Source organism: Pseudomonas agarici (assembly GCF_900109755.1).
Taxonomy (GTDB): Bacteria; Pseudomonadota; Gammaproteobacteria; order Pseudomonadales; family Pseudomonadaceae; genus Aquipseudomonas; species Aquipseudomonas agarici.
This window is the reverse complement of the sequence record NZ_FOAR01000009.1, coordinates 9619-30473: the sequence shown is the minus strand read 5'-3', so window position 1 is coordinate 30473 and position 20855 is coordinate 9619. Positions and strand designations below refer to the sequence as shown.

Sequence of the window (20855 nt, the reverse complement as noted above, 5' to 3'; positions counted from 1 at the left end):
CGACCTTGCTCATGAAAACCGAGGTTGCCGCATGCCATCCGCTATTTCCACCGATGTCCTGATTGTCGGCGCCGGTGTCGCCGGCCTCTGGCTGAACGCGCGCCTGCGCCGCCAGGGCTTTTCGACAGTACTGGTGGAGAGTGCCAGCCTCGGCGGCGGGCAAAGTGTGAAGTCTCAGGGCATCATCCACGGCGGTGCCAAATACGCGTTGCACGGTGCCCTGACCGGTGCCTCGCAAGCCATTGCCGATATGCCCCGCCGTTGGCGCGAGGCCCTGACCGGCAGCGGCGAGCTCGACCTGTCCGGGGTCCGCCTGCTGTCCGAGGCCCATTACTTGTGGTCCCCCGGCACCCTGGCCGGCAATCTCAGCAGTTTCTTCGCCAGCAAGGCGGTGCGCGGGCGGGTCGACCAGGTCAAGGGCGACCAGCTTCCAGTCGCGCTGCAAAACCCCAAGTTCAAGGGCAAGGTCTATCGCCTGGCCGAATGGGTGATCGACGTTCCCAGCCTGATTGCGCGCCTCGCCGAACTGGCGGGCGACGGCCTGCTGGCCGGGCAGGAGATCGAACCGCTACGGGAAAACGGCCAGTTGGTCGGCCTGCGTGTCGATGAGCGCGAGATTCGCGCCCAGCGCATCGTGCTCAGCGCCGGCGCCGGCACTGCGCAACTGCTCGACGCCCTCGGCCTGAGCCAGCCGGCCATGCAGAAACGACCGCTGCACATGGTGCTGGTCAAGGGCCCGAGCCTCAAGCCGCTGTACGCCCACTGCCTGGGCGGCGGCCCCAAGCCACGGATCACCGTGACCAGCCACCCGACGGCCGACGGCCAATGGGTCTGGTACCTCGGCGGCGATATTGCCGAGGCCGAAGGCGTGGCCCGCGAACCCGCCGAGCAGATTGCCGCGGCCCGCCAGGAACTCGACAGCCTGCTGCCCTGGATCGACCTGAGCCAGACTCGTTGGGCCACCCTGCGCGTTGATCGTGCCGAACCGCTGCAGACCGGCTTGACTCGCCCGGACAACGCCTTTCTCGCCGAACAGGATCGCCTGCTGGTGGGCTGGCCGACCAAGCTGGCGCTGGCGCCAGACTTCGCCGATCGGGTGTTGGCGAGCCTACAACGAGATGACATCCAACCCAGCCACCCGCCCGCTTTGCCCGAGCTGCCAAGGCCACCCATGGCGCAAACCGTCTGGGAGCAACTGCTGCCATGAACCAACCGACCCTGCACGACCTGCATCGCCCTTTGGGCAGCACCGGCCTGATGGTTTCGCCATTGGGCCTGGGTACCGTCAAGCTGGGCCGCGACCAGGGCGTTAAATATCCCCATGGCTTCCAGATCCCCAACGACCAGGAGGCCCGGCAACTGCTCAAGCTGACCCGCGATCTGGGGATCAACCTGATCGATACCGCCCCGGCTTATGGCCGCAGCGAGGAACGTCTCGGTCCGCTGTTGCGTGGGCAGCGTCACGAATGGGTGATTGTCAGCAAGGTCGGTGAAGAGTTCGAGGTCGGCCAGTCGCGCCACGACTTCAGCGCCGGACACACTCGCCGGTCCGTCGACCGCAGCCTGCAACGCCTGGAAACCGACTTTATCGACTTGGTACTGGTCCACTCCGACGGCAACGATCTGGCGATCCTCGAACGGAGCGGCGTCTACCAAACCCTTGCCGAGCTGAAGCGCGAAGGCAAGATCCGTGGTTTCGGCTTCTCCGGGAAAACCGTCGAGGGCGGCCTGAAGGCTCTGGAGCAAGGCGATTGCGCGATGATCACCTACAATCCGAATGAACAGCACGAGCAGCCAGTCATTGCTTATGCGCTGGCCCACGGCAAGGCGATCCTGGTCAAGAAAGCCCTGGCCAGCGGCCATGTTTGCCTGAGTCCGGGCGTCGATCCGGTACAGGCTAGCTTCGAACTGTTGTTTGAACATCCCGGCGTGGCCAGTGCTATTGTCGGCACTATCAACCCGCTGCACCTCGCCCACAACGTGGCAACCGTAGCCCGGATCATTCGCCAGAACTGATGCCGCCCACGCGGCCGACCCCGACGCCAGCAGGAGCCGACATGCCGCGAACGCTGATAAGAAAGAACCCCAGCAACTTCAAGACTCTGCCGTTATTTGTCGAGGCGACGCCCGAAGGCTTGAGCTATCAGAGCATCGGCATGCCGCTGAACTTCGCGCAGACCCTGCAAAAACGCAAGCCGGTGAGCGTCACCGATGCCGAGCGTTTCGCCCTGGAGTTGGCCAACCTCGGGGTGTCGGTGCGTCTGACCCTGCACTGGCAGAATCGCGACTACTGGGTACTGGTCCGGCAACGCCGGCAGGACCGTGGCGATGTGGTGCTCAAGCTGATTTCCGGTTATGTCCCGGCCCAGGAACTGAACCTGCCATTGCACACCGCTATCCAGGAAATCGCCGAGGAATGCCTGCTGGAGACACCGGAAGGCTGGCTGAGCGGACGCTTCAACGATACCTGGCTGCCGGCGCCCTACTCCGCGGCCCTGCATTACCGCGAGGCCTTGCCCTTTCGCCTGACGCCGCTATCGGGCTCGGCATTGCCCGTGCGTTGCGGCGCACAACAATTGATGGAGCGGCCCAGGGCCTATGTGCACCTGCCCACCGCCTCGTTGCAGTTGATCTACGACCTACGGCTGGATGTGCCCAGGGAAGCCAAGTCGCTGAGTCTGTTCCATGTCGATGAACGGTTGGAAAACGATGAACTGGTGGCACGCCTGGATCGCGGACGCCCTGACCTCTATCTGATGCCGCTGAAAGATGGACAACCCTGTGCCGAGCTATACACCCTGAAGAAGGACCAGTTGCTCGCGGCGAGCACCCGTGGCCTGTACCTGGCGGAAAGCTTTGCCCGACAGGAAGGCTGGCTGGTGCGCGATGAGCGGATTCGCTGGAAGGACTGGCTGCGCCAGCAAGGCTTGGCGCCCGCGGAGAAGGACTCGCAACTCAAGCGCCTGACCGGCAAGGCCCGGCAGATCTTACGCAAGATCGTGCCGACCAAGGCTGGGCGCTGAGGATATAATCGTCAGCGCCAGCGATTCAGTTGCTGCGGATTTTCTCGACAATCGCCGTCGTCGAACTGTTTTCCACCAGGCCCAGCACTTTCACCGTACCGCCGTAGGCGGTGACGATGCCGGCACCGACCACCTGGTCAACCCCATAATCACCGCCCTTGACCAGCACGTCGGGTTTGACTTGCATCAGCAAATTTTCCGGAGTCGCTTCGGGGAAGCTGATCACCCAATCCACGGCACCGAGGCCCGCCAGCACCGCCATGCGGCGGTCGACGCTATTGATCGGCCGCCCCGGACCTTTCAGGCGACTGACCGAAGCATCGTCGTTGACCGCGACGATCAGCCGATCACCCTGGGCCCGCGCCTGCTCCAGATAGGTCACATGACCGGCGTGCAGAATGTCGAAGCAACCATTGGTGAAGACGATCTTCTCGTTGTGCGCTCGAGCGTCATCCACCGCCAACAGCAGTTGCTCAAGGCCCAGCACACCGCGCTCGGAACCTTCTTCACGCTGGATGGCGCGACGTAACTCTGGCGCGCTGATGGCCGCCGTGCCCAACTTGCCAACCACGATACCTGCCGCCAGGTTGGCCAGGGCCACCGCGTGCGGCAAATCCTCGCCGGCGGCAATCGCAGCGGCCAGGGTGGAGATCACCGTATCGCCGGCACCGGTTACATCGAATACTTCACGAGCCCGGGCCGGCAGGTGCAGCGCCGGATGATCCGGGCGCAGCAAGGTCATGCCGTGCTCGCCACGGGTCACCAGCAGCGCACCGAGGTCCAGCTCCTGCATGAGCTTCGCGCCCTTGGCAACCAGCTCATGCTCGTCGAGGCAACCGCCGACGATGGTTTCGAATTCACTGAGGTTGGGCGTGATCAGGCTGGCTCCGCGATAGATCGAGAAATCCTTGCCCTTAGGATCGGCAAGCACCGGAATACCTCGCCCACGCGCCGCCTGAATCAGCGCCTGATGGTTTTTCAGCGCCCCCTTGCCGTAATCGGAAAGCACCAGCACCTTGATGCCGTCGAGCAGGCCATCCACTTCAACTCCCAACGCCAGGGCGTCGGTGGCAAAGGGCTCCTCGAAATCAATGCGCAGCAGTTGCTGGTGACGGCTCATGACCCGCAGCTTGACGATGGTCGGCTGGTGCGCAATACGCTGGAACAGCGCCCGGACCCCTACGCCCTTGAGGCTGTTGACCAGGCTGTCGGCGGCCTCATCATCACCGGTAACGCCCACCAGGGACGCCGGGGCGCCCAACGCGGCAATGTTGAGGGCAACGTTGGCGGCGCCGCCCGGACGGTCTTCGATCTGCTCGACCTTGACCACCGGCACCGGCGCCTCAGGGGAAATCCGTGAGGTGCCACCATGCCAGTAACGGTCAAGCATGACATCGCCAACTACCAAAACGGGGGCTTGATCGAATCGCGGCATGGACAACTTCATGGGCAACCCACATACAAAATGAACAGGGGCGCGATATTAACACAGGGTTGGCGCAGGCTAGTTCACACAAAAAAAGCAAACTAGCCTTACATATCGCCTGCCCCATCGTCGCTCAAACAATGTCAACAGGAGCCGGATCATCGAGCCCCATGGCGTTGAGCCGCGCATAGTAGCCGTTCTGCGCCAACAGTTGGGCATGACTACCCCGCTCGACAATACGCCCCTGATCCATGACCAGGATCAGATCGGCTTTCTCGATGGTCGAAAGTCGGTGAGCGATCACCAGCGTAGTGCGCCCCTTCATGGCCTGGTCCAGCGCTGCCTGGATATGCCGCTCCGACTCGGTGTCGAGGGCCGAGGTCGCCTCGTCGAGAATCAACAACGGCGCATTTTTGAGTAAAGCGCGGGCAATCGCCAGGCGCTGGCGCTGGCCGCCAGACAGCAACACGCCGTTTTCGCCTACCTGGGTATCGAAGCCCTGGGGCAACTGCTCGATGAACTCTTTTGCATAGGCATCGGCGGCGGCGGCCTCGATATCAGCACGAGGAGCGCCCGCCAGGTCCCCATAGGCAATATTATTGGCCACGGTATCGCTGAACAACGTGACATGCTGGGTCACCTGGGCAATGTGCCGACGCAAGTTCAACAGGCGATAATCTTCGATCTCGACACCGTCGAGAAGAATTTCACCCGTATCATGATGATAGAAACGAGGAATCAGGGCCGCCAGCGTCGACTTGCCACTACCAGAGCGCCCAACCAAAGCGATCATCTGGCCCGGCTCGACGGTAAAGCTGATATCACTCAAGACCTGCCGATCGGTATCCGGATAAGTGAAGCTCAGATTACGCACTTCCAGGCGACCGCTGACCGCTTCACGCTCAATGGTGCCGCCGTCCACTTCGGACTCGACATCCAACTGCTCGAAAATGCTTTCAGCCCCCGCGACACCTTTCTGGATGGTCGAACTGACTTCGGAGAGCTGGCGAATCGGCTTAGGCAACAACCCAGCCAAAGTGATATAGGCAATCATGTCGCCTGCAGAAGCATCGCCACGCAGAAACAACACCAGGAACATCAACACCGCCATGGCACTGTAGATCACCAGTTGCAGCAATGGAGTGTAGATCGCTCCGGTACGAGTCATGCGCAGTTGTTTGTCGGTATTGCCCTGGCTGGCCTCGAGGAATCGCTGCCGTTCATAGGCCTCGCCACCGAAGCTGCGCACTACACGATAACCCTGGATGGTCTCCGAGGCGACATGGGTGACATCACCCATTGCGACCTGGATACGCTTGCTCTGCTTACGAAATTTCTTGCTCGAGGAGCTGACCATCACTGCGATCAGCGGCAGTATCGCTATCATGACCAGCGTCAGACGCCAGTTCATCCACAGCAACGAAAGAAACAGAAACACCACGGTCATGCCTTCGCGGATCACCACCTTGATTGCATCCGTGGCCGCCCCGGTGACCATGGTCACATTGAAAGTGATACGCGAGATCAGATGACCGGAGTTGTGGCTGTCGAAATAGCGGTTGGGCAAGGTCAGCAGGTTATTGAACAACTGCACCCGAAGATCATGCACCAATCCTAACGACACCTTCGCCAGAAAGTAGTTGCCCAGATAGGACCCGAGTCCTTGCCAGCCGGCAATCAGCACGATCAGCAGCGGCACCGCCTGCAGCAGTTGCAAGTCGCGCAGGTAGGGAACGCTGGGGAACAGCGAGGCCTGGGGATTGGACAGGCCGTCGACGAAATACTTGAGGATGTAGCCAAGCATCGGCTGGGTCGAAGCGAATATAAGGAACCCGAGGATACTCAACGCGAACAGACCCGCGTAAGGCCGGACATAACTGAGTAAACGGAGGTATATCTTCAAGCTCGAAGGGCTTGCGCTGAGACGGGAGTCGGTCATATCACGCGGCGCTTGTGAAAAAGGAGGCTGACTTTAGCACAGCTTCTCTGGTGTACTTGCACACTGCGCGTGTCGATGGCCCTCCCCACGACCAATGACATTAAAATGCCATCCATCTATGATGATCGGCACTATCTTTTGTGGAATGTCTTTCCTACATGCAATCCAAGCGCCTCACTTATGCTTTAAACCGCACCTTCGATTTTCTTTGTCTATGGGTTCTTCCTGCCGGCTATCTGATGCTGCTGTGCGGAATGTTCGTACTTTCGGGACGTTCGGCCCTGACTTCGCTCTACCTGAGCTTATTTGCCATACCCACTTTACTGTTGCTGTGCTTGCGCCCAACTGAAGTAACGACGCTACTGCGTGAACCATTGATTATCGGGTTCGCAGCCTTCGGTCTCTGGGCCTGTCTGAGCCTGCTCTGGAGCCCCCCTGAACAGCCTGATTACGGGATGATGAAAATTCCCCTCCAGACGCTGATGCTGTTCGCCGGTTGCGCGCTGCTGCTGCAATACCGCGGAGAAGCCTTGAAAGTCGTGATGTTCAGTGCCGCTATCATCGCCCTGGGCGCTACCACGGTCTATCTGGCGCGGTTCGCTCACGGCTATACACCCGGTGAACGCATGGTGGGTGCAGGCGCCTTTGATAATCCGCTGTTGAGCTCCCATGTTTTCGGGTTCTTCTGCATCTACTGGTTATCCACCTGCATCACTACCCAGCGACTTCAGACCTTGTACTTGAGCGTTCCGGCACTGGTGGTGATGTTCCTTGCCATCATGGCCACCGGCTCACGAACGCCTCTGGTGGCACTAACACTCGCTATCGTCTGGCTGAGTATCACGCATTGGAATCGTCGCACCCTGATATTGGTTTGCAGCCTCTTGCTCACTGCCGCCGTTGTCCTGCTGGCCATACCGGAGTTGCTAGGCGCGCGGGGCAACTCCTATCGCTTCGAGCTCTGGAACCTGTCCCTGCAGCACATTGGCGAACACCCCTGGATCGGGCATGGCTACGACTCGAAGCTATACTTGGATATCGGCGTAGATTTTTTATTGCGAGAGCCTCACAGCTTTGCGCTGGGCGTCCTTTATTACGTCGGCCTGGTCGGCTTGCTACCATGGCTGTTCATGCTGGCCTGGGGACTCTTCAGCAGTTTCAGGCAACGCCATCAGCCGCTGTTCGTTCTCGCTTCCACGATGCTGGTCTATGGAATCGGCGCCGGCCTGACCGAAGGTGGCGGGATCTTGTCACGGCCACGGGAGCATTGGTTTTTACTCTGGATCCCCCTGGCCCTGATTGCCAGCCTGCATATCGCTCGTCGATCTGACAACTTATTGATGCTGCGCCCCAAGCGACTCAAGCCAGAGGCCTTCGCACGGCAATGCCACAACGCCGAGATCATCGAGGCTGATGGGCTAGGCCCTAAAGTGTTGCGCCTGGAAGATAAAACTTTCTTGAAGCTGTTTCGCCCACGACGCTGGTATACCTCAGGTAATTTCAATCCCTATTCGCAGCGTTTCGCCGTCAACAGCGCACGTTTGTTGGCGCTGCGCATTCCCGCGCCTCGCGTGCTTGCCCTGTATAACCTGCCAGACGGCAGCGACGCCGTCCATTATCAGCCACTTCCAGGACAAACCCTGCGCCAGACCCTGCAGAGCCTCGATGCCAGCCTTCGTCAGGCACTGATGCAGCGGTTCGGGCGCTTTATGGCCCAACTGCATGAACGTGGGGTCTACTTCCGCTCACTGCATCTGGGAAATGTGCTGTTGATGGACGATGGAGAATTCGGCCTGATCGATGTGGCGGACATGCGCATTCTGCCCTCAGCGCTCAGCCACGAATTGCGTGTACGCAACCTGCGTCATATGCAGCGTTACCCACAAGACCGAAGCTGGCTCTTCGAAGAGCACTTCGAACAACTGTTGAATGGTTACCAGACATTGGCCTCGGACAAAGCCATCGACAACATGCGGCGCCACATAGAGGCTCAACAGCTCTCGCTGCAAAAATCCTAACGCAGAAAACGGCGCGCCCCACGAGCAGCGCCGTGACACTGTCCTAGTCAGGACGGTCGGGGCCTCAGCCGGTTTCTTTGGCAGAGAAAATCAGACGCCCCAAACCGCGCAAGGTCTTACGGCCAAAATACTTGAACGGAATTTGCTGGAGTATTTCTCGAGCCAATACCCGGTCCCGGTTCGACGTCTTGAGGAACATCGAGTTCAGGAAGTCATAACGCACGGCATCGTAAGCGGGGTGATCACGGAACAACGCATAAGTCTTAAGAATGTTCTCGATCATGAACCTGTGATTCTTGTACGAATTGGTAGCATGTTGACGGTATTGGGCCATGCACACATTTAACGCATCGATGTAATAACCGGCATGGGTGATCTTGAGTTCGATCAGCAGGTCTTCCAGTGGGATATCCGGGTCGAACCCACCAACCTTGTCCAGCGCCTCTCGGCGCATCATCAATGTCGGGGCCGGTGGAAACGGCTTGAGATCCATGAACATTTCATCGAAATTGAGCCGCCGGAAGGGGATATCGCGACGCTGGCGCTTTTCCGGCAGTAGATTTCCGTCACCATCAATCAACTCAATATTGCCGGCGCAAATCCCCACTTCGGGCTTGCCATCCATGTAGGCCACTTGGATGGCGATACGATCCGGGAACATGATGTCATCGGAACCGAATGAAACGATCAGGCTACCTTTGGCACGGGCAATAGCACCATTGAGGGTCTTGGTCAATCCCTGGTTTGGCTGAACCTGGAAGTCAAAACCATGCTCGGCCTGAAGGCGACGGATTCGCTCGACACTGTCATCGGGCGAGCCGTCGTCGACCACCAACAGCTCGATGTTTGGATAAGTCTGCCCCAGCACGCTGAGGATGCTTTTTTCGATGTACCTGCCATGGTTGTACGATGCAATGATCACCGTCACCAGCGGTTGTTTTTCGCTCATGTACCTAGTTACCTGACTGGCTCAGACCGGACTCTATCAAGTCCAAATAATGTTGACGAAACTCCTCAATGTCGTGCTCGCGCTGAAGATAGCGGAAGGCTTCTTCACCCTTGGCCCGTAGCGCGTCGTCATCAAGGGTGAGGTAGGCCCCCAACGCTGCTTTCAATTGCTCGACGTTGCCCGGCTCGTGGGAAAGACCGCCTGCCCCCTGAATCAGCGGTAACATGGCAGGCACGTTCGAAGCGATAATCGGCAAATGCCCACTCATGCCTTCCAACAGGGCCAGACCCAGCCCCTCGTTCAGGGAGGGCATCGTCCAGATATCGAATGCTCGCACATATTGCAGAGCATCTTCGCGAAACCCCACCAGATGCGCCCGCCCCGTCAACTCGAGACGCTCGATTTCCCGACGCAAATTGGCCTCTTCCCGCCCTGCGCCGATAATGGCGACCTGAGCCTGAGGGTAGTCGTCCTTCAAGCCGGCAAAAGCCTGCAACAAGTGCACGTGCCCCTTGATCGGCACCAAGCGTCCCAGGGCGCCTACCAGGCGGGCATCCGCCGGTAATCCCAGCAGCTCTCGGGCTCTGAGGCGTGGGTGTTGCAATCCTTCAGCCTGGACAATATCGATGGCATTGGTAATCGCCACCGTATTACTTTCTGTAAAGCCGCAACGCAGACCGACCAAGTACTCCCGAACAGCCGGAGAAACCCCGACGAAACGCCAGGCAGGACTCACCCAGCGCTGGGTCTGCCGACGCCGGTAGCCTCGGTCGTACTCGCCGAAACCGTGGGAAATACCGATGCACAACGGAATCTTCAACCAACGGTTGAGCTGTAGCATCATGTTCACGGACTTGAAGCGATTGCAGATCACTACATCGAACTGCTGTTCACGACAATACCGGTAGATACGCCACATAGCCTTTAGGCGCACCCCCTTGAGAGCACTTTCCGGCAGCTCGAAGTAATGCGAATGACTGGCCACACTCACAGGCTCGCCCTGCGCGGGACGGCCACTGAGGAAACCCGAGGTCACTTCAAAACGCGCCTTGGGCAGCGCCTTGACGATCTGCTCACCCAGATCGGCAAAATCGTTGGCCTTGACGTTGTAGTCCGGCTGTAGCTGCAGAACCTTGTAACGCGATTTCATATACCTTTCCTGCTGCCATCTCGTGGCACATGCGGGTCAAACTCGCTCGTCGATCCTGCGAATCTGACACCTGGACTTGGTGCAAAATACAGGAACCTGAGGGCTTTTGCGCCTTATGGGCGCTTTATCCGCCAGAACAATTCATGCCGTCGCACCGCCTTGCGAAAATACTCGTTTTCTCCATATGGCGACGGCACACGCCCGGCCAGCCAGCGTTGCAGGAAACCACGAAGACGACGCTTGAAGGGTGGACGGGGTTGCAAATCATGCATCATGCCCAACGACATGGCCTTGTCCAATTGGCATTGAGTGGAAAGCTCAAGGGAATACGGCTCCAGCACAGCTGTCGAATCGAGCACTGGCGGCAGAGCCACTCCCTGACCTGAGCGGCCCATTGGCCAACGATCATTGTCATGCAAATGATTGGCGTAACCCAAAATCACCCGCGGCTGCCACTTCAGGCCTTCAAGCGCTTCGAGCACGGCAGCATGGCTGCAGATATGATCCGGGTGCGGATCGAGCACCGGATGAGGCAAGACCAGTACATCGGGCCGGGCCTTGACCAACAAGGCACGCAGATCATCCAATAATCGATTCCAAGTTGGAGCACCATCTGCGTCGCCAGGCAACAGGAACGGATTGAACCGGCGGAACAAACGGGTATCACGAAGGTTGGCTTCCAGGGAAGGGACCGGCAGATCAGGTGTAGCCTGCATTGACGGTAGCTGCATGCAGAAGTAACCCAGTTGTATACAACGAGACGGAGCGACACCGGCCCATTGCGGTACAGCGATACTGTCCCACGCTCGCAAACGCCCCTTGAGCCGCGACGCCTCGGCCGGCTCAATACCCATTTTACGGTAATGCTCGGATTCGATCTCACCCGCTGTCAGGGTCACGATCCAGGCCTCATCCGCCTGGCTGTACAACCCAAATGCAGCCAGCTCCGCATCGTCGGCATGAGGCGCGATCACCATGACTCGCTGGCGACGGTAATCCGGATGACGAAACACCCACAACTGCGGTTGCCCGAGAATTCGGCAACGCCGACCGGTCAATCGCAGGGCGCCTCCAGACAGCGCATCGGCCTGACCACTGAGGTTGAGGTAGCGCACTCCCTTGACGCCCCGCTCGAAGGTCTGCCGGTCGGGACGTTGGCCTCCCAGCAGTTCGATCACGGGATCGATCAAGCGCCCCAACCAGGAACATGCGACTCGAACCTCCAGCACCAGCGTCTCGCTGCCATCGAAGGATATCGGTGTGTTCAGCAGCAGGCATTCACCGTTGAGCAGCACCGAGGCGCGCTCACTGTCCGGAGGGAAACGATAGTGGTAGTTCGCCTTGGGCGAATAAAATAAATGGTCGGCAAACCAGGCTTCGTGAGCGCACCACAGCAGCACGGCGCACAGCGGCACAATCCATCCATCCACCCAAATACCGGTGGCCATCAACAACAGCAAGACGAGCACCAACCCAATACGCTTATTACGCCGATGACGCCTGAGAAGTTGCTGTTTACGACTCATACCTGATAAACCGACACAGGATGACACCACCGATCCTTGTATTCCCGATCCGCCCGCCCGAACGAAAACCGCAGGGGCTTGCCGCTGAGCCGCGCCTGCTCCCAGGCGGCTTGGGTATTGAGGAAACTCAGTACGCTACCGGGGCTGAAGGCGCGGGTTTCGGGGTCGACTCCGCCGTTAATGTATTCGACACTGATCCACCTCGGCGACTCGGCGCGATACACCAGTTGTATGGCAATCGGCGCACCGTTGAGCAACAGCACCGAGCCGATCAGTAACTCGCGCAACAACTCCAGCACCTCGGCCATGCGTTCGACCCCCGTAGCGGCAAACCCCCAGCGCCGCCGAAACAGATCACAATAGATCGCCGCCAGTTCCTTACTACTGAATTCACTGACAGGGCGCACCGCGCCACCGGCCTCTTCCAGCAGGCGCAGTTCACGACGCTGGTTATAGCGAAACTTCTTCGACAGTTCCTCAGGCTCACGAGCCATGGCCAATTGCTCGGCCTGCGCCTTGAGCGTGCCGATACGCCCCTCATTCAAACTCGACAAATAGCGCGCCCGATGGCGCAGGGGCACCTGGACATCGGTGGCTATCGGCAGGATCAGCTCCGCGTTGCCCAGATCGAACAGGCCTTTCTTGCCCTGGCGCTTGAGAACATCCTTGGACAACGCCAGATCACGTCCCCAGGTAGCAATCGACGCTTTTATTTCGCCATCCTGTTCCCAACCCAGGTAACGCACAGGAATCTGCGCCAACTGCGCCAGACGCTCGACAACCATGGGGTGAGTCGCCACGCTCCCGCCGAAGCGCTGCCAGGCGGCGGCATAGGTGGCCGCGTCAACGGCGGTCCAGCCGCGTTCGCGCCAGGCTTGCAGGCGATTGAGCATCAAGCTGGCACCCTACTAATCCCTGGCAGACGACGCTCAGCCGAGCGTGTCATAAGCATTCGCACCGTCTTTGACCACCAGGATGTCTTCCATGATCAGATACTGCAGATCGGAGCCGAAGAACATGTTCAAGGCATCGGTCGGCGAGCAGATCATCGGTTCGCCACGACGATTGAGTGAGGTGTTCAGCGACACGCCGTTGCCGGTCAGGACTTCCAGGGCCTTCATCATGTCGTAGTAGCGCGGGTTGTATTCGCGCTTGAGCACTTGGGCACGGGAAGTACCATCCTCATGGACGACTTCCGGCACTCGGGTCTTCCACTCTTGCGCCACTTCGAAGGTGAAGGTCATGAACGGCGCCGGGTGATCGATCTTGATCATCTGCGGCGCCACGGTGTCGAGCATCGACGGGCAGAAAGGCCTCCAGCGCTCGCGAAACTTGATCTGATGGTTGATCCGATCCGCCACGCCGGCGACGCTCGGGCAACCGATGATCGAACGACCGCCCAAGGCACGCGGACCAAACTCCATGCGCCCCTGGAACCAAGCCACCGGGTTGCCGTCGACCATGATCTTGGCGATCTGCTCCGGCATGTTGTCCAGCTTGCGCCACTTCGGCGCATTGGCATGACGGGCACAGGCCGCGATCACGTCTTCGTTGCTGTAGGACGGCCCCAGGTAGACGTGCTGCATCTTCTCCACCGGCACGCCACGGGCGTGGGACACATAGGCCGCCGCGCCGACCGCCGTGCCGGCATCGCCGGAGGCCGGCTGCACGAACAGTTCCTTGACGTCGTCGCGGGCAATGATCTTCTGGTTCAGCTTGACATTCAGCGCACAGCCGCCAGCGAACGCCAGCTTGCCGGTTTCCTTGAGGACGTCGCCCAGGTAATGGTCGATCATCTGCAAGGCGAGCTTCTCGAACAGCGCCTGCATGCTGGCCGCGTAATGAATATACGGCTCGTCGGCGATATCGCCTTCGCGCTTGGGGCCCAGCCACTCGATCAACTTCGGCGAGAAGTAGAAGCCCTTGCCCTTTTCCTTGTAGCGACGCAAGCCAATCACGTTGGCGTAGTCGGTATTGATCACCAGCTCGCCGTTTTCAAACGAGGCCAGACGCGAAAAATCGTACTGGTTGGCATCGCCGTAAGGGGCCATGCCCATGACCTTGAATTCGCCGTCGAGCATTTCGAAGCCGAGGAACTCGGTGATTGCGCCATACAGGCCGCCCAGCGAATCCGGATCGAAAAACTCCTTGATCTTATGGATCCTGCCGTTTTCACCGTAGCCGAAAAAGGTCGTGGCGTACTCGCCCTTGCCGTCGATCCCGAGGATTGCGGTCTTCTCCTTGAAGCCAGAGCAGTGATAGGCGCTGGAAGCATGGGCCAGGTGATGCTCGACCGGCTCGATCTTGATTTTCTTCCGATCGAAGCCCAGTTGTTCCAGGCACCAGACGATTTTATTGCGATAACGCTTGTAGCGCCGGTTGCCCATCAGGATCGCGTCAAGGGCACGATCCGGGGCGTACCAGTAACGCTTGGCGTAGTGCCAGCGGGCCTTGCCGAACAAGCTGATCGGCGCGAACGGGATCGCCACTACATCAACGTCGGATGGCTTGATACCGGCCTGTTCCAGGCAGAACTTCGCCGATTCGTAGGGCATGCGGTTCTTTGCATGTTTATCGCGGACGAAGCGCTCTTCTTCGGCGGCCGCAATAAGCTTGCCGTCGATGTACAAGGCCGCGGAAGGATCATGGCTAAGGGCGCCGGACAGGCCAAGAATCGTCAATGCCACAGGGGTCTAGCCTCTTTAAAGTCTGCAGGCGGGCGGCGATGCGCCACAGTAAATGTGTTCTCGCCAAGGGCAAGAAACAGCTAAAGGGCGGGATTATAGCGTAAAAGCACCGGCAAGCCTCTAGCGGCCTGTGTGGCTGGTTCTGTTAGTCGATTTCGGCGCCACAAGCAGCTGATCGCCCCTGCCCAGGGCGCCAGGGCGGTCACTCGCTCAGTGGGCTGACGCGATGGTCTTGGGCAGTCGAGCGTCGATCACGCGGTACAAGGCACTGTTCTCGGGCCAGTTGCGCATGAAGCGCGCACGGTCCCGCGCATAGGCCGGTGCAAAGCTGTGGTTGGAGCGATGTTGATGCATCGAGTCGAGATCGATCAGCGCCCAGCGCCCTTCATGCCAGAACAGGTTGTGTCCCTTGAAGTCACCGTGACTGATGCGCTCGCCAATCAGCTCGATAAACAACTGGTCCAGGGCGAGCAGTTCCGCTTCCGGTGCCGCGCCGGACTCCACATAAGGCGCAAAACGCTCGATGATATCGGGTCCGGCCAGATACTCCGTCACCAGGTAAGCGCGGCTGCGTAACCAGCAGAAACGCCGCTCCAGCACCGCCAGCGGCCTGGGCGTGGCGATCCCGAGAAACGCCAGGCGATTACCTTCGCGCCAGGAATGCCAGGCGCGACTCGGGCGCCAGAAGCGCTTGAGCCAATGGGTGAAGCCCTTGATATTGTAGCGTTTGACCACCAGTGTGCGGCCACCCGCTTCGACCCGACCGACGCTGGCCGCGCCACCGGTCTTGTACAGATGTCCCCGGTCGAGCAAGGCATCGGCCTGAGCCAGCACCGGCAGCAAAGCCACCTCTTCCTCGCGGCGAATGGCCCGCAAGGCGAATGGTCCGCTCCGCACGCTGAACAGCGTGCAGTCACGCCCGACCTTGGCGAGAAAGTCTTTCAGGCGCCAGCCACGAATTTTTTCGACCTGCTTGAGCAAGGCCTCCAACGGCAACGCGTGCTCGGCATTGTTCAGCAGATAATGCACCAGCAACTCTTCGATAAACGGCGCGAAAGATTTGGGCAATTGTGCGAAGAACACCCCGAGGTTCTCCAGTACCTTCTGCCGTGACAGCGCTTTGCCGGCCTGCTCGACACAAACCCCAGCACCGTCGATCAAATACAGTTTGGCGCCATGGCGCAGCAGGTTGTCCAGGTGCAGGTCTTCCTGCCACACACCTTGGCCATGCATCTGCGCAATGGCGCTCAGTGCCTCAGCCAGCACCTGCTGCTGCTCATCCGCCAGCAGCGGTAGCGACTCGACTCGCTGCCAGGCTTGGGCCAGGCTTTCGGCCCCCTCGAGGAATTCGAACAACAACCAACCGCCTTCACCTTCCCGCAAGCCGTCGGCCAGTAGCAGTGGCGTGGTCAGTCCTTGTTCGGCGAGTAAGCGCACACCTCGCAATTCGCGCTGAAAGTGCCGGGCCGCCTTGTTGCCCACCAACAGCTTGGCCAGCACTGTGCGACCGCGCCAAACCCCAGCTCCGACATAACGCTGGCCAGGCAGCACGCGCAGCAGGCTGAGCAGTTGCAACTGCCCGGACCCGGCGGCATCCGCCAGGTCAATGCTCAAGGGCAAGACTGGCGTGCGTCCGGCGGACTTCAAGTCGGATAAACGCATCAACGATTTCCTTTTTTGCCGCGACGTGTATCCAGGTGCCTAAGCCAGGCAGCCACCAACGGGCTGTCCAGCGGTTGATCGAGATAAGCCGCCAGCAGGGTGCCTACTTCGCTCTCGCTCCACATCGGCGCGCGCCGCATCAGCGGCTCCAAATCCTTGACCCGATCACGTCGGCCAAACAGCAATGGCCGGGTTTTCTCCAGGTCGATCAATTGCGCCTGGTAATCGTCGGTCACCGGCCGCAGAAAAATATGCTTGGGATAAAAACAACCATGGACCTGGCGCAAGGCGTGCAGCTGTCGGGCCAACAGGCCGCAGGCACGCAAGATCGCTTGGCGCCGATCCGGCCTCATCTGCGCCCACTGTGCCAGCAGCGAATCCAGATCGTTCCAACCGTCCAGCGCCCGGGTCAACAGCATCGCCCGGCGCTCACCCTGCACGTTGCGCTCACCGAAAAACACCGCCTGCAACGCCGGAATGCCCAACCGCTGGTAACGGCTGATATTGCGAAACTCGCGGGCAAGGGTCGGCTCGCCCAAGGGCCTGTGCAGGGTCCGCGTCAAGTAATTGCTCTGGCGCTTGAGGTAATACCTCTGGCCTTCCAGCTCCAGGCGAAACACGCGGCTCCAGCCGCCGCCACTGGTATTGGGCTCATCCACCGCATCGAGTTCGATGGCCCACAAAGCATCAAAGTCGCCGAGGCCGTTACGCTCCAGCAATGCGCGGTCCGTCGCCGCCAGGAAATCGCTCATTCGCGCCCCTCGAAGAATCTCAGTACATGTCGAATCCGCTTTTTATCCGCGGCATTCAGTCGGCTGCGCTGGCAATACTGCAGGTAAAAACGCAGTCGTTGGGTCGCCGACAGCTGATACTTGGCGACCTTGTCCAGGCAGGCCAGATCCTTGGTAATCCGATAGCGCAGCCAGAAGCCCCGCCAGAACTCGCCGTTGGGACAATCGATCAGAAACAGACGGGCCTGGTCGTCGACCAACAGATTGCGCCACTTCAGGTCGTTATGGGTAAACCGTTGATCGTGCATGATCCGCGTATACTGCGCCAATTGCCGGCTGATGCCATCGACCCAGGCACGGTCGCGCAACAACGGATCGTGGCGATTGGCCAAGGCCGACAGGTCTTCGGTATTGGGCAATTCGCGGGTGATCATCGCGCCGCGATGATAGGCCGCGCCTCGGCGCTCCAGGCCCCAGCCGACCACATCGGCGGTTGGAATCCCCCACTTGGCGAAACGCTTGAGGTTCTGCCATTCGGACTTCACCCGAGGTTTGCCCACGTAGCGGCGCATGCCCTTGCCCGCACCGATATAGCGTTTGACGTAATAGTTCACACCATCGCGCCGGACCCGGATGACTTCGGACAACGGATCACGGGTCAGGTGCTCGCCCTCCAGGGCGAACACGGCCTTGAGACTGCCGAAATCATCGGCCAGCGCCGCATACTCAGGTTCCAGCTTCCACCCGGACATCAGAGCGCGTCCCCGTAACGCTGTTTGCGTTTGTATAGCTTGTCGGCCTTGCTTTGCAGCCAGGTCAGCAACCGCGCCTCGTCACGCAGGATCTGGCGCAACGGCTGGCGGAAATAGCCTCGCAGGAAACGCAGCTTGTCGCGTTGGGTAAGGCCGATATCCAGCACCGAGAAATACAATCCCGCCAGATCCTTGTCGCGCCAGCGGCGCGGGATGCTCGGGCGAACCTGCGCACGATGCAGATCGATGACCGAAAGCCGCAGGTCATCGGCCGTCACCGGCCTGTCGGTATGCAGCAGGAAATGGGCGATATAACAGTCGCGATGGTTGAGCCCGGCCCTGTGCATGCCAGCGGTCATGCGCGCCACCTCGGCAATCAGCGCATGCTTGAGCCGGGGTTCGGGCGGCTGTATGGACCATTGCAGGGTGAAGTCTTCGAGGCTGATGGTCGGCGCCAATTCTTCGGTGACGATAAACGAATCCTGGCCAGCCGGATTACTGCCACGCTCACCGTAGGCCACACCCGTCATGGTGGGCACTCCGGCTTGGCGCAGGCACTGGATAGCCCGCCACTCCTGGCCGGCCCCCAGTACCGGCATCTTCGCGGTCAACAGGTTCTTGAAGATCTCGCGCCAACCGATGCCACGGTGAATTTTCACAAAATAGCCACGCCCGGCGACTTCCGTGCGCAAAGTCCGCCGGGCCTCCAGCTCACGATAAACCTCGCCCTGCAACTGCTCGACCTCGGCGAAGGCATCGCGCCCGGCCCAGAGGCTCTTGAAGGGTTCGGCAAGGATCAACTTCATCGCTGTGGCTCCGCCAAAATCACGTCCGCCGCGTGCTGCGGCATGCTATAGAGATCAGCCGTCTCGGCGAAGGCCAGACCGTTGCGGCTCCATGTCGTGCGTGCCGTCTCGTCGGACAGCATCCGGTTCAGGTATTGATTGAGCTGGTTCTGCTCGAAAGGCTCGTCCAGTACCAACCCAGCAGCGGCCTCGGTAATGTAGTGGGCATAGCCACAGACCGCGCTGACCAGCACCGGCAACCCCGAGACCAGGGCCTCAAGCAACACGGTGCCGGTATTTTCGTTGTAGGCCGGGTGGATCAACAGGTCGGCGCCCAGCAGGAAGCGCGGGATATCGCTGCGCCCCTTGAGAAATCGCACGTGCTCGCCCAGTCCCAGCGCGGCACTCTGCACTTGGAATACCTTGGGGTCGTCCTGACCGATGACAAATAGCCGGGTGCGTTTTTTCAACGCCGACGGCAGGGCCGCCAGTGCCTTGAGACTGCGATCGACGCCCTTGGTCTTGAACCCGGAGCCAATCTGCACCAGCAGACAATCGTCGTCCGCCAGCTTGAATTCGCGGCGGAACCCGGCGCGGATCTCGGCGGCATTAGCCGGCGCCCGGCGGTCCTGGGCAATCCCCGGCGGCAGCAGGTGAAAACGTTCCGGCGGTGTGTCGTAGTGCTTGATGAACAATGGCTGCTGGACTTCGGAAATCATCAGGATCTCGGTCTTCGCCCCTTTGGCGAACACCGCTTTTTCGTATTCGGCGAAGTGCTGGTAGCGACCCCAGCGACGGTACAACGAATGGCGCAGATTTTGTGCCTTGTCCTCGAAGCAGCCGTCGGCGGCGTAATACACGTCCAGGCCGGGCATCTTGTTGAAACCGATCAACCGATCCACCGGGCGCTGGGCCAGGTCGGCTGCCATCCAGGCGCTGAGTTTTTCGTTGCGCCGATGGTTAGACCACGCCTTGACCGGCACCACCAGCACTTCGAAGCCGGGTGGAATATCCCCTTCCCAGATCAACGTATAAACACGAATGGCGTGACCGCGCTGCTGGCACTCCAGGGCGATACGCATGAAATCTCGCTGCAGTCCGCCGAAGGGAAAATACTTGTAAAGGACAAAAGCCAGTTGCATCAGTGTCGCTCCTCAGCCAGTAACAACGCGCTCAATCGGCTGACGACACGCTCGGGATCAAGCCGCGTAAAGCACAGCGGCGATTCGCGCTTCAAGTCGAATCGCCGCTGATCTTCAGGGGTCGGCACATAGGTGCAGTGCTTTTGCAGACAGGGCGCACAGCTAAAATTGCTCGCCAGATGAACCTGCGACTTGCCGTAGGCGCCGGTCAGGCCCGGATTGGTCGGACCGAACAGCGACAGGGTCGGCACATCCAGCGCCGCGGCCAAGTGACCCAAGCCGGTATCCACCGCCACACAGGCGCTGGCGTCGGCCAGGACCTTCGCCACCCCGGCAAGGTTCAGCTTCGGCAGTACCACCGCATGCTTCAGGCCACGGGCAATACGCTCGGCGCGGGCCTTTTCGGCCGGATTGCCCCAAGGCAATCTCACCTCGAGGCCCAGTTGTCCCATGCGTTCGGCCAGCTCGCGCCAGTAAGCCTCGGGCCAGTGTTTGGTGTCCCAAGTGGTGCCATGCAGGAACAACACGAACGGCGTCTTGCTACGCGGCAACACCACCAGTTTGTCGACATCCAACCCGTAATCGCCCAACCCCTTGGGCAAGTCATACCCCAAGGCCACGGCGAACAGTTGTCGGACCCGCTCGACCGCGTGCTGCCCACGGGCCACCGCCAGGCGCCGGGAATAGAAACGGCTGGCCAGGGGCTCGCGAGCCGACTGTTTGTCCAGCCCGGCGACCGGCGCTTTCGCATAACGGGTCAGGAACGCGCTTTTCACCAGGCCCTGGGCATCGATCACCAGGTCATATTTCGTTGCGCGCAGGCTTTGCTTGAAACGCTTCCACTCGCCGCTCCTGACGGCCTGCCAAAGGTTCTTGCGCCAGCGACGGATCGCCACTGTAATCACTTTGTCCACCGCCGGATGCCAGCTTGGGATCTCGGCGAAGCTCTCCTCGACCACCCAGTCAAAACGGATACCGGGAATGGCCCGGGACGCATCGGTGAGCGCCGGCAGGGCATGGATCACGTCCCCCAGGGAAGACGTCTTGACCAGCAATACTCGCAAC

General features: G+C 60.0%; 17 protein-coding genes. 4 read left to right on the top strand and 13 right to left on the bottom strand.

Going from position 1 to position 20855, the window contains the following annotated elements; all coding sequences use genetic code 11:
- The first annotated feature begins 31 nt into the window (after nt 1-31).
- Genes BMX68_RS10445 through BMX68_RS10435 form a run of 3 tightly spaced genes read left to right on the top strand, consistent with a single transcriptional unit; the run spans nt 32 to nt 3023 of the window.
- Nucleotides 32-1207, top strand: coding sequence for an NAD(P)/FAD-dependent oxidoreductase (locus tag BMX68_RS10445; RefSeq protein WP_017133363.1), 1176 nt, complete (start codon nt 32-34; stop codon nt 1205-1207).
- Complete coding sequence (locus BMX68_RS10440; RefSeq protein ID WP_017133364.1) at nt 1204-2016, top strand: aldo/keto reductase; 813 nt, start codon at nt 1204-1206, stop codon at nt 2014-2016. Before BMX68_RS10445 ends, BMX68_RS10440 begins: the two co-directional genes overlap by 4 nt.
- A gap of 41 nt (nt 2017-2057) precedes the next feature.
- Nucleotides 2058-3023 carry a hypothetical protein gene (locus tag BMX68_RS10435; protein ID WP_017133365.1) on the top strand — a complete coding sequence of 322 codons (966 nt, stop codon included), beginning with the start codon at nt 2058-2060 and terminating at the stop codon, nt 3021-3023.
- Between the two features lie 25 nt (nt 3024-3048).
- Here BMX68_RS10435 and hldE read toward each other — a convergent pair whose 3' ends face one another.
- Both hldE and msbA read right to left on the bottom strand, forming a co-directional pair.
- Nucleotides 3049-4470, bottom strand: coding sequence for a bifunctional D-glycero-beta-D-manno-heptose-7-phosphate kinase/D-glycero-beta-D-manno-heptose 1-phosphate adenylyltransferase HldE (gene hldE / locus BMX68_RS10430; RefSeq protein ID WP_060783595.1), 1422 nt, complete (start codon nt 4468-4470; stop codon nt 3049-3051).
- Nucleotides 4471-4582: 112 nt separating this feature from the next.
- Nucleotides 4583-6388 carry a lipid A export permease/ATP-binding protein MsbA gene (gene msbA / locus BMX68_RS10425; protein ID WP_017133366.1) on the bottom strand — a complete coding sequence of 602 codons (1806 nt, stop codon included), beginning with the start codon at nt 6386-6388 and terminating at the stop codon, nt 4583-4585.
- A gap of 158 nt (nt 6389-6546) precedes the next feature.
- Here msbA and BMX68_RS10420 point away from each other — a divergent pair, with 158 nt between their 5' ends.
- Nucleotides 6547-8406, top strand: a complete 1860-nt coding sequence (locus BMX68_RS10420) for a bifunctional O-antigen ligase/aminoglycoside phosphotransferase family protein (protein ID WP_026013332.1) — start codon at nt 6547-6549, stop codon at nt 8404-8406.
- Nucleotides 8407-8470: 64 nt separating this feature from the next.
- On the opposite strand, the gene BMX68_RS10415 is transcribed toward BMX68_RS10420, so the two are convergent.
- From BMX68_RS10415 to rfaC, 11 genes are all read right to left on the bottom strand, one after another.
- On the bottom strand, nt 8471-9355 hold the full coding sequence (locus BMX68_RS10415) for a glycosyltransferase (RefSeq protein ID WP_017133368.1): 885 nt from the start codon (nt 9353-9355) through the stop codon (nt 8471-8473).
- Between the two features lie 4 nt (nt 9356-9359).
- Nucleotides 9360-10505, bottom strand: coding sequence for a glycosyltransferase family 4 protein (locus BMX68_RS10410; protein WP_017133369.1), 1146 nt, complete (start codon nt 10503-10505; stop codon nt 9360-9362).
- 113 nt (nt 10506-10618) lie between these two features.
- Nucleotides 10619-12031 (bottom strand): PIG-L deacetylase family protein, encoded by a 1413-nt coding sequence (locus tag BMX68_RS10405; protein WP_017133370.1) that lies wholly within the window; start codon nt 12029-12031, stop codon nt 10619-10621.
- A complete protein-coding gene (locus BMX68_RS10400) occupies nt 12028-12924 on the bottom strand; it encodes a GNAT family N-acetyltransferase (protein WP_017133371.1) in 897 nt (298 codons plus the stop codon). The genes BMX68_RS10405 and BMX68_RS10400 overlap by 4 nt, the downstream gene beginning before the upstream one ends.
- Nucleotides 12925-12960: 36 nt before the next feature.
- Nucleotides 12961-14718, bottom strand: coding sequence for a carbamoyltransferase family protein (locus BMX68_RS10395; RefSeq protein ID WP_017133372.1), 1758 nt, complete (start codon nt 14716-14718; stop codon nt 12961-12963).
- Nucleotides 14719-14928: 210 nt separating this feature from the next.
- On the bottom strand, nt 14929-16380 hold the full coding sequence (locus BMX68_RS10390; RefSeq protein WP_017133373.1) for a lipopolysaccharide kinase InaA family protein: 1452 nt from the start codon (nt 16378-16380) through the stop codon (nt 14929-14931).
- Nucleotides 16380-17132, bottom strand: coding sequence for a lipopolysaccharide kinase InaA family protein (locus tag BMX68_RS10385; RefSeq protein WP_017133374.1), 753 nt, complete (start codon nt 17130-17132; stop codon nt 16380-16382). The genes BMX68_RS10390 and BMX68_RS10385 overlap by 1 nt, the downstream gene beginning before the upstream one ends.
- Nucleotides 17129-17863: a lipopolysaccharide kinase InaA family protein gene (locus BMX68_RS10380; RefSeq protein WP_017133375.1), complete on the bottom strand. Its 735-nt coding sequence runs from the start codon at nt 17861-17863 to the stop codon at nt 17129-17131. Before BMX68_RS10380 ends, BMX68_RS10385 begins: the two co-directional genes overlap by 4 nt.
- Nucleotides 17863-18669 carry a lipopolysaccharide core heptose(I) kinase RfaP gene (rfaP, locus tag BMX68_RS10375; RefSeq protein ID WP_017133376.1) on the bottom strand — a complete coding sequence of 269 codons (807 nt, stop codon included), beginning with the start codon at nt 18667-18669 and terminating at the stop codon, nt 17863-17865. The genes BMX68_RS10380 and rfaP overlap by 1 nt, the downstream gene beginning before the upstream one ends.
- A complete protein-coding gene (locus tag BMX68_RS10370; protein WP_017133377.1) occupies nt 18666-19790 on the bottom strand; it encodes a glycosyltransferase family 4 protein in 1125 nt (374 codons plus the stop codon). The genes rfaP and BMX68_RS10370 overlap by 4 nt, the downstream gene beginning before the upstream one ends.
- Nucleotides 19790-20854, bottom strand: a complete 1065-nt coding sequence (gene rfaC / locus BMX68_RS10365) for a lipopolysaccharide heptosyltransferase RfaC (RefSeq protein ID WP_026013333.1) — start codon at nt 20852-20854, stop codon at nt 19790-19792. The genes BMX68_RS10370 and rfaC overlap by 1 nt, the downstream gene beginning before the upstream one ends.
- Between the last annotated feature and the right edge of the window lies 1 nt (nt 20855).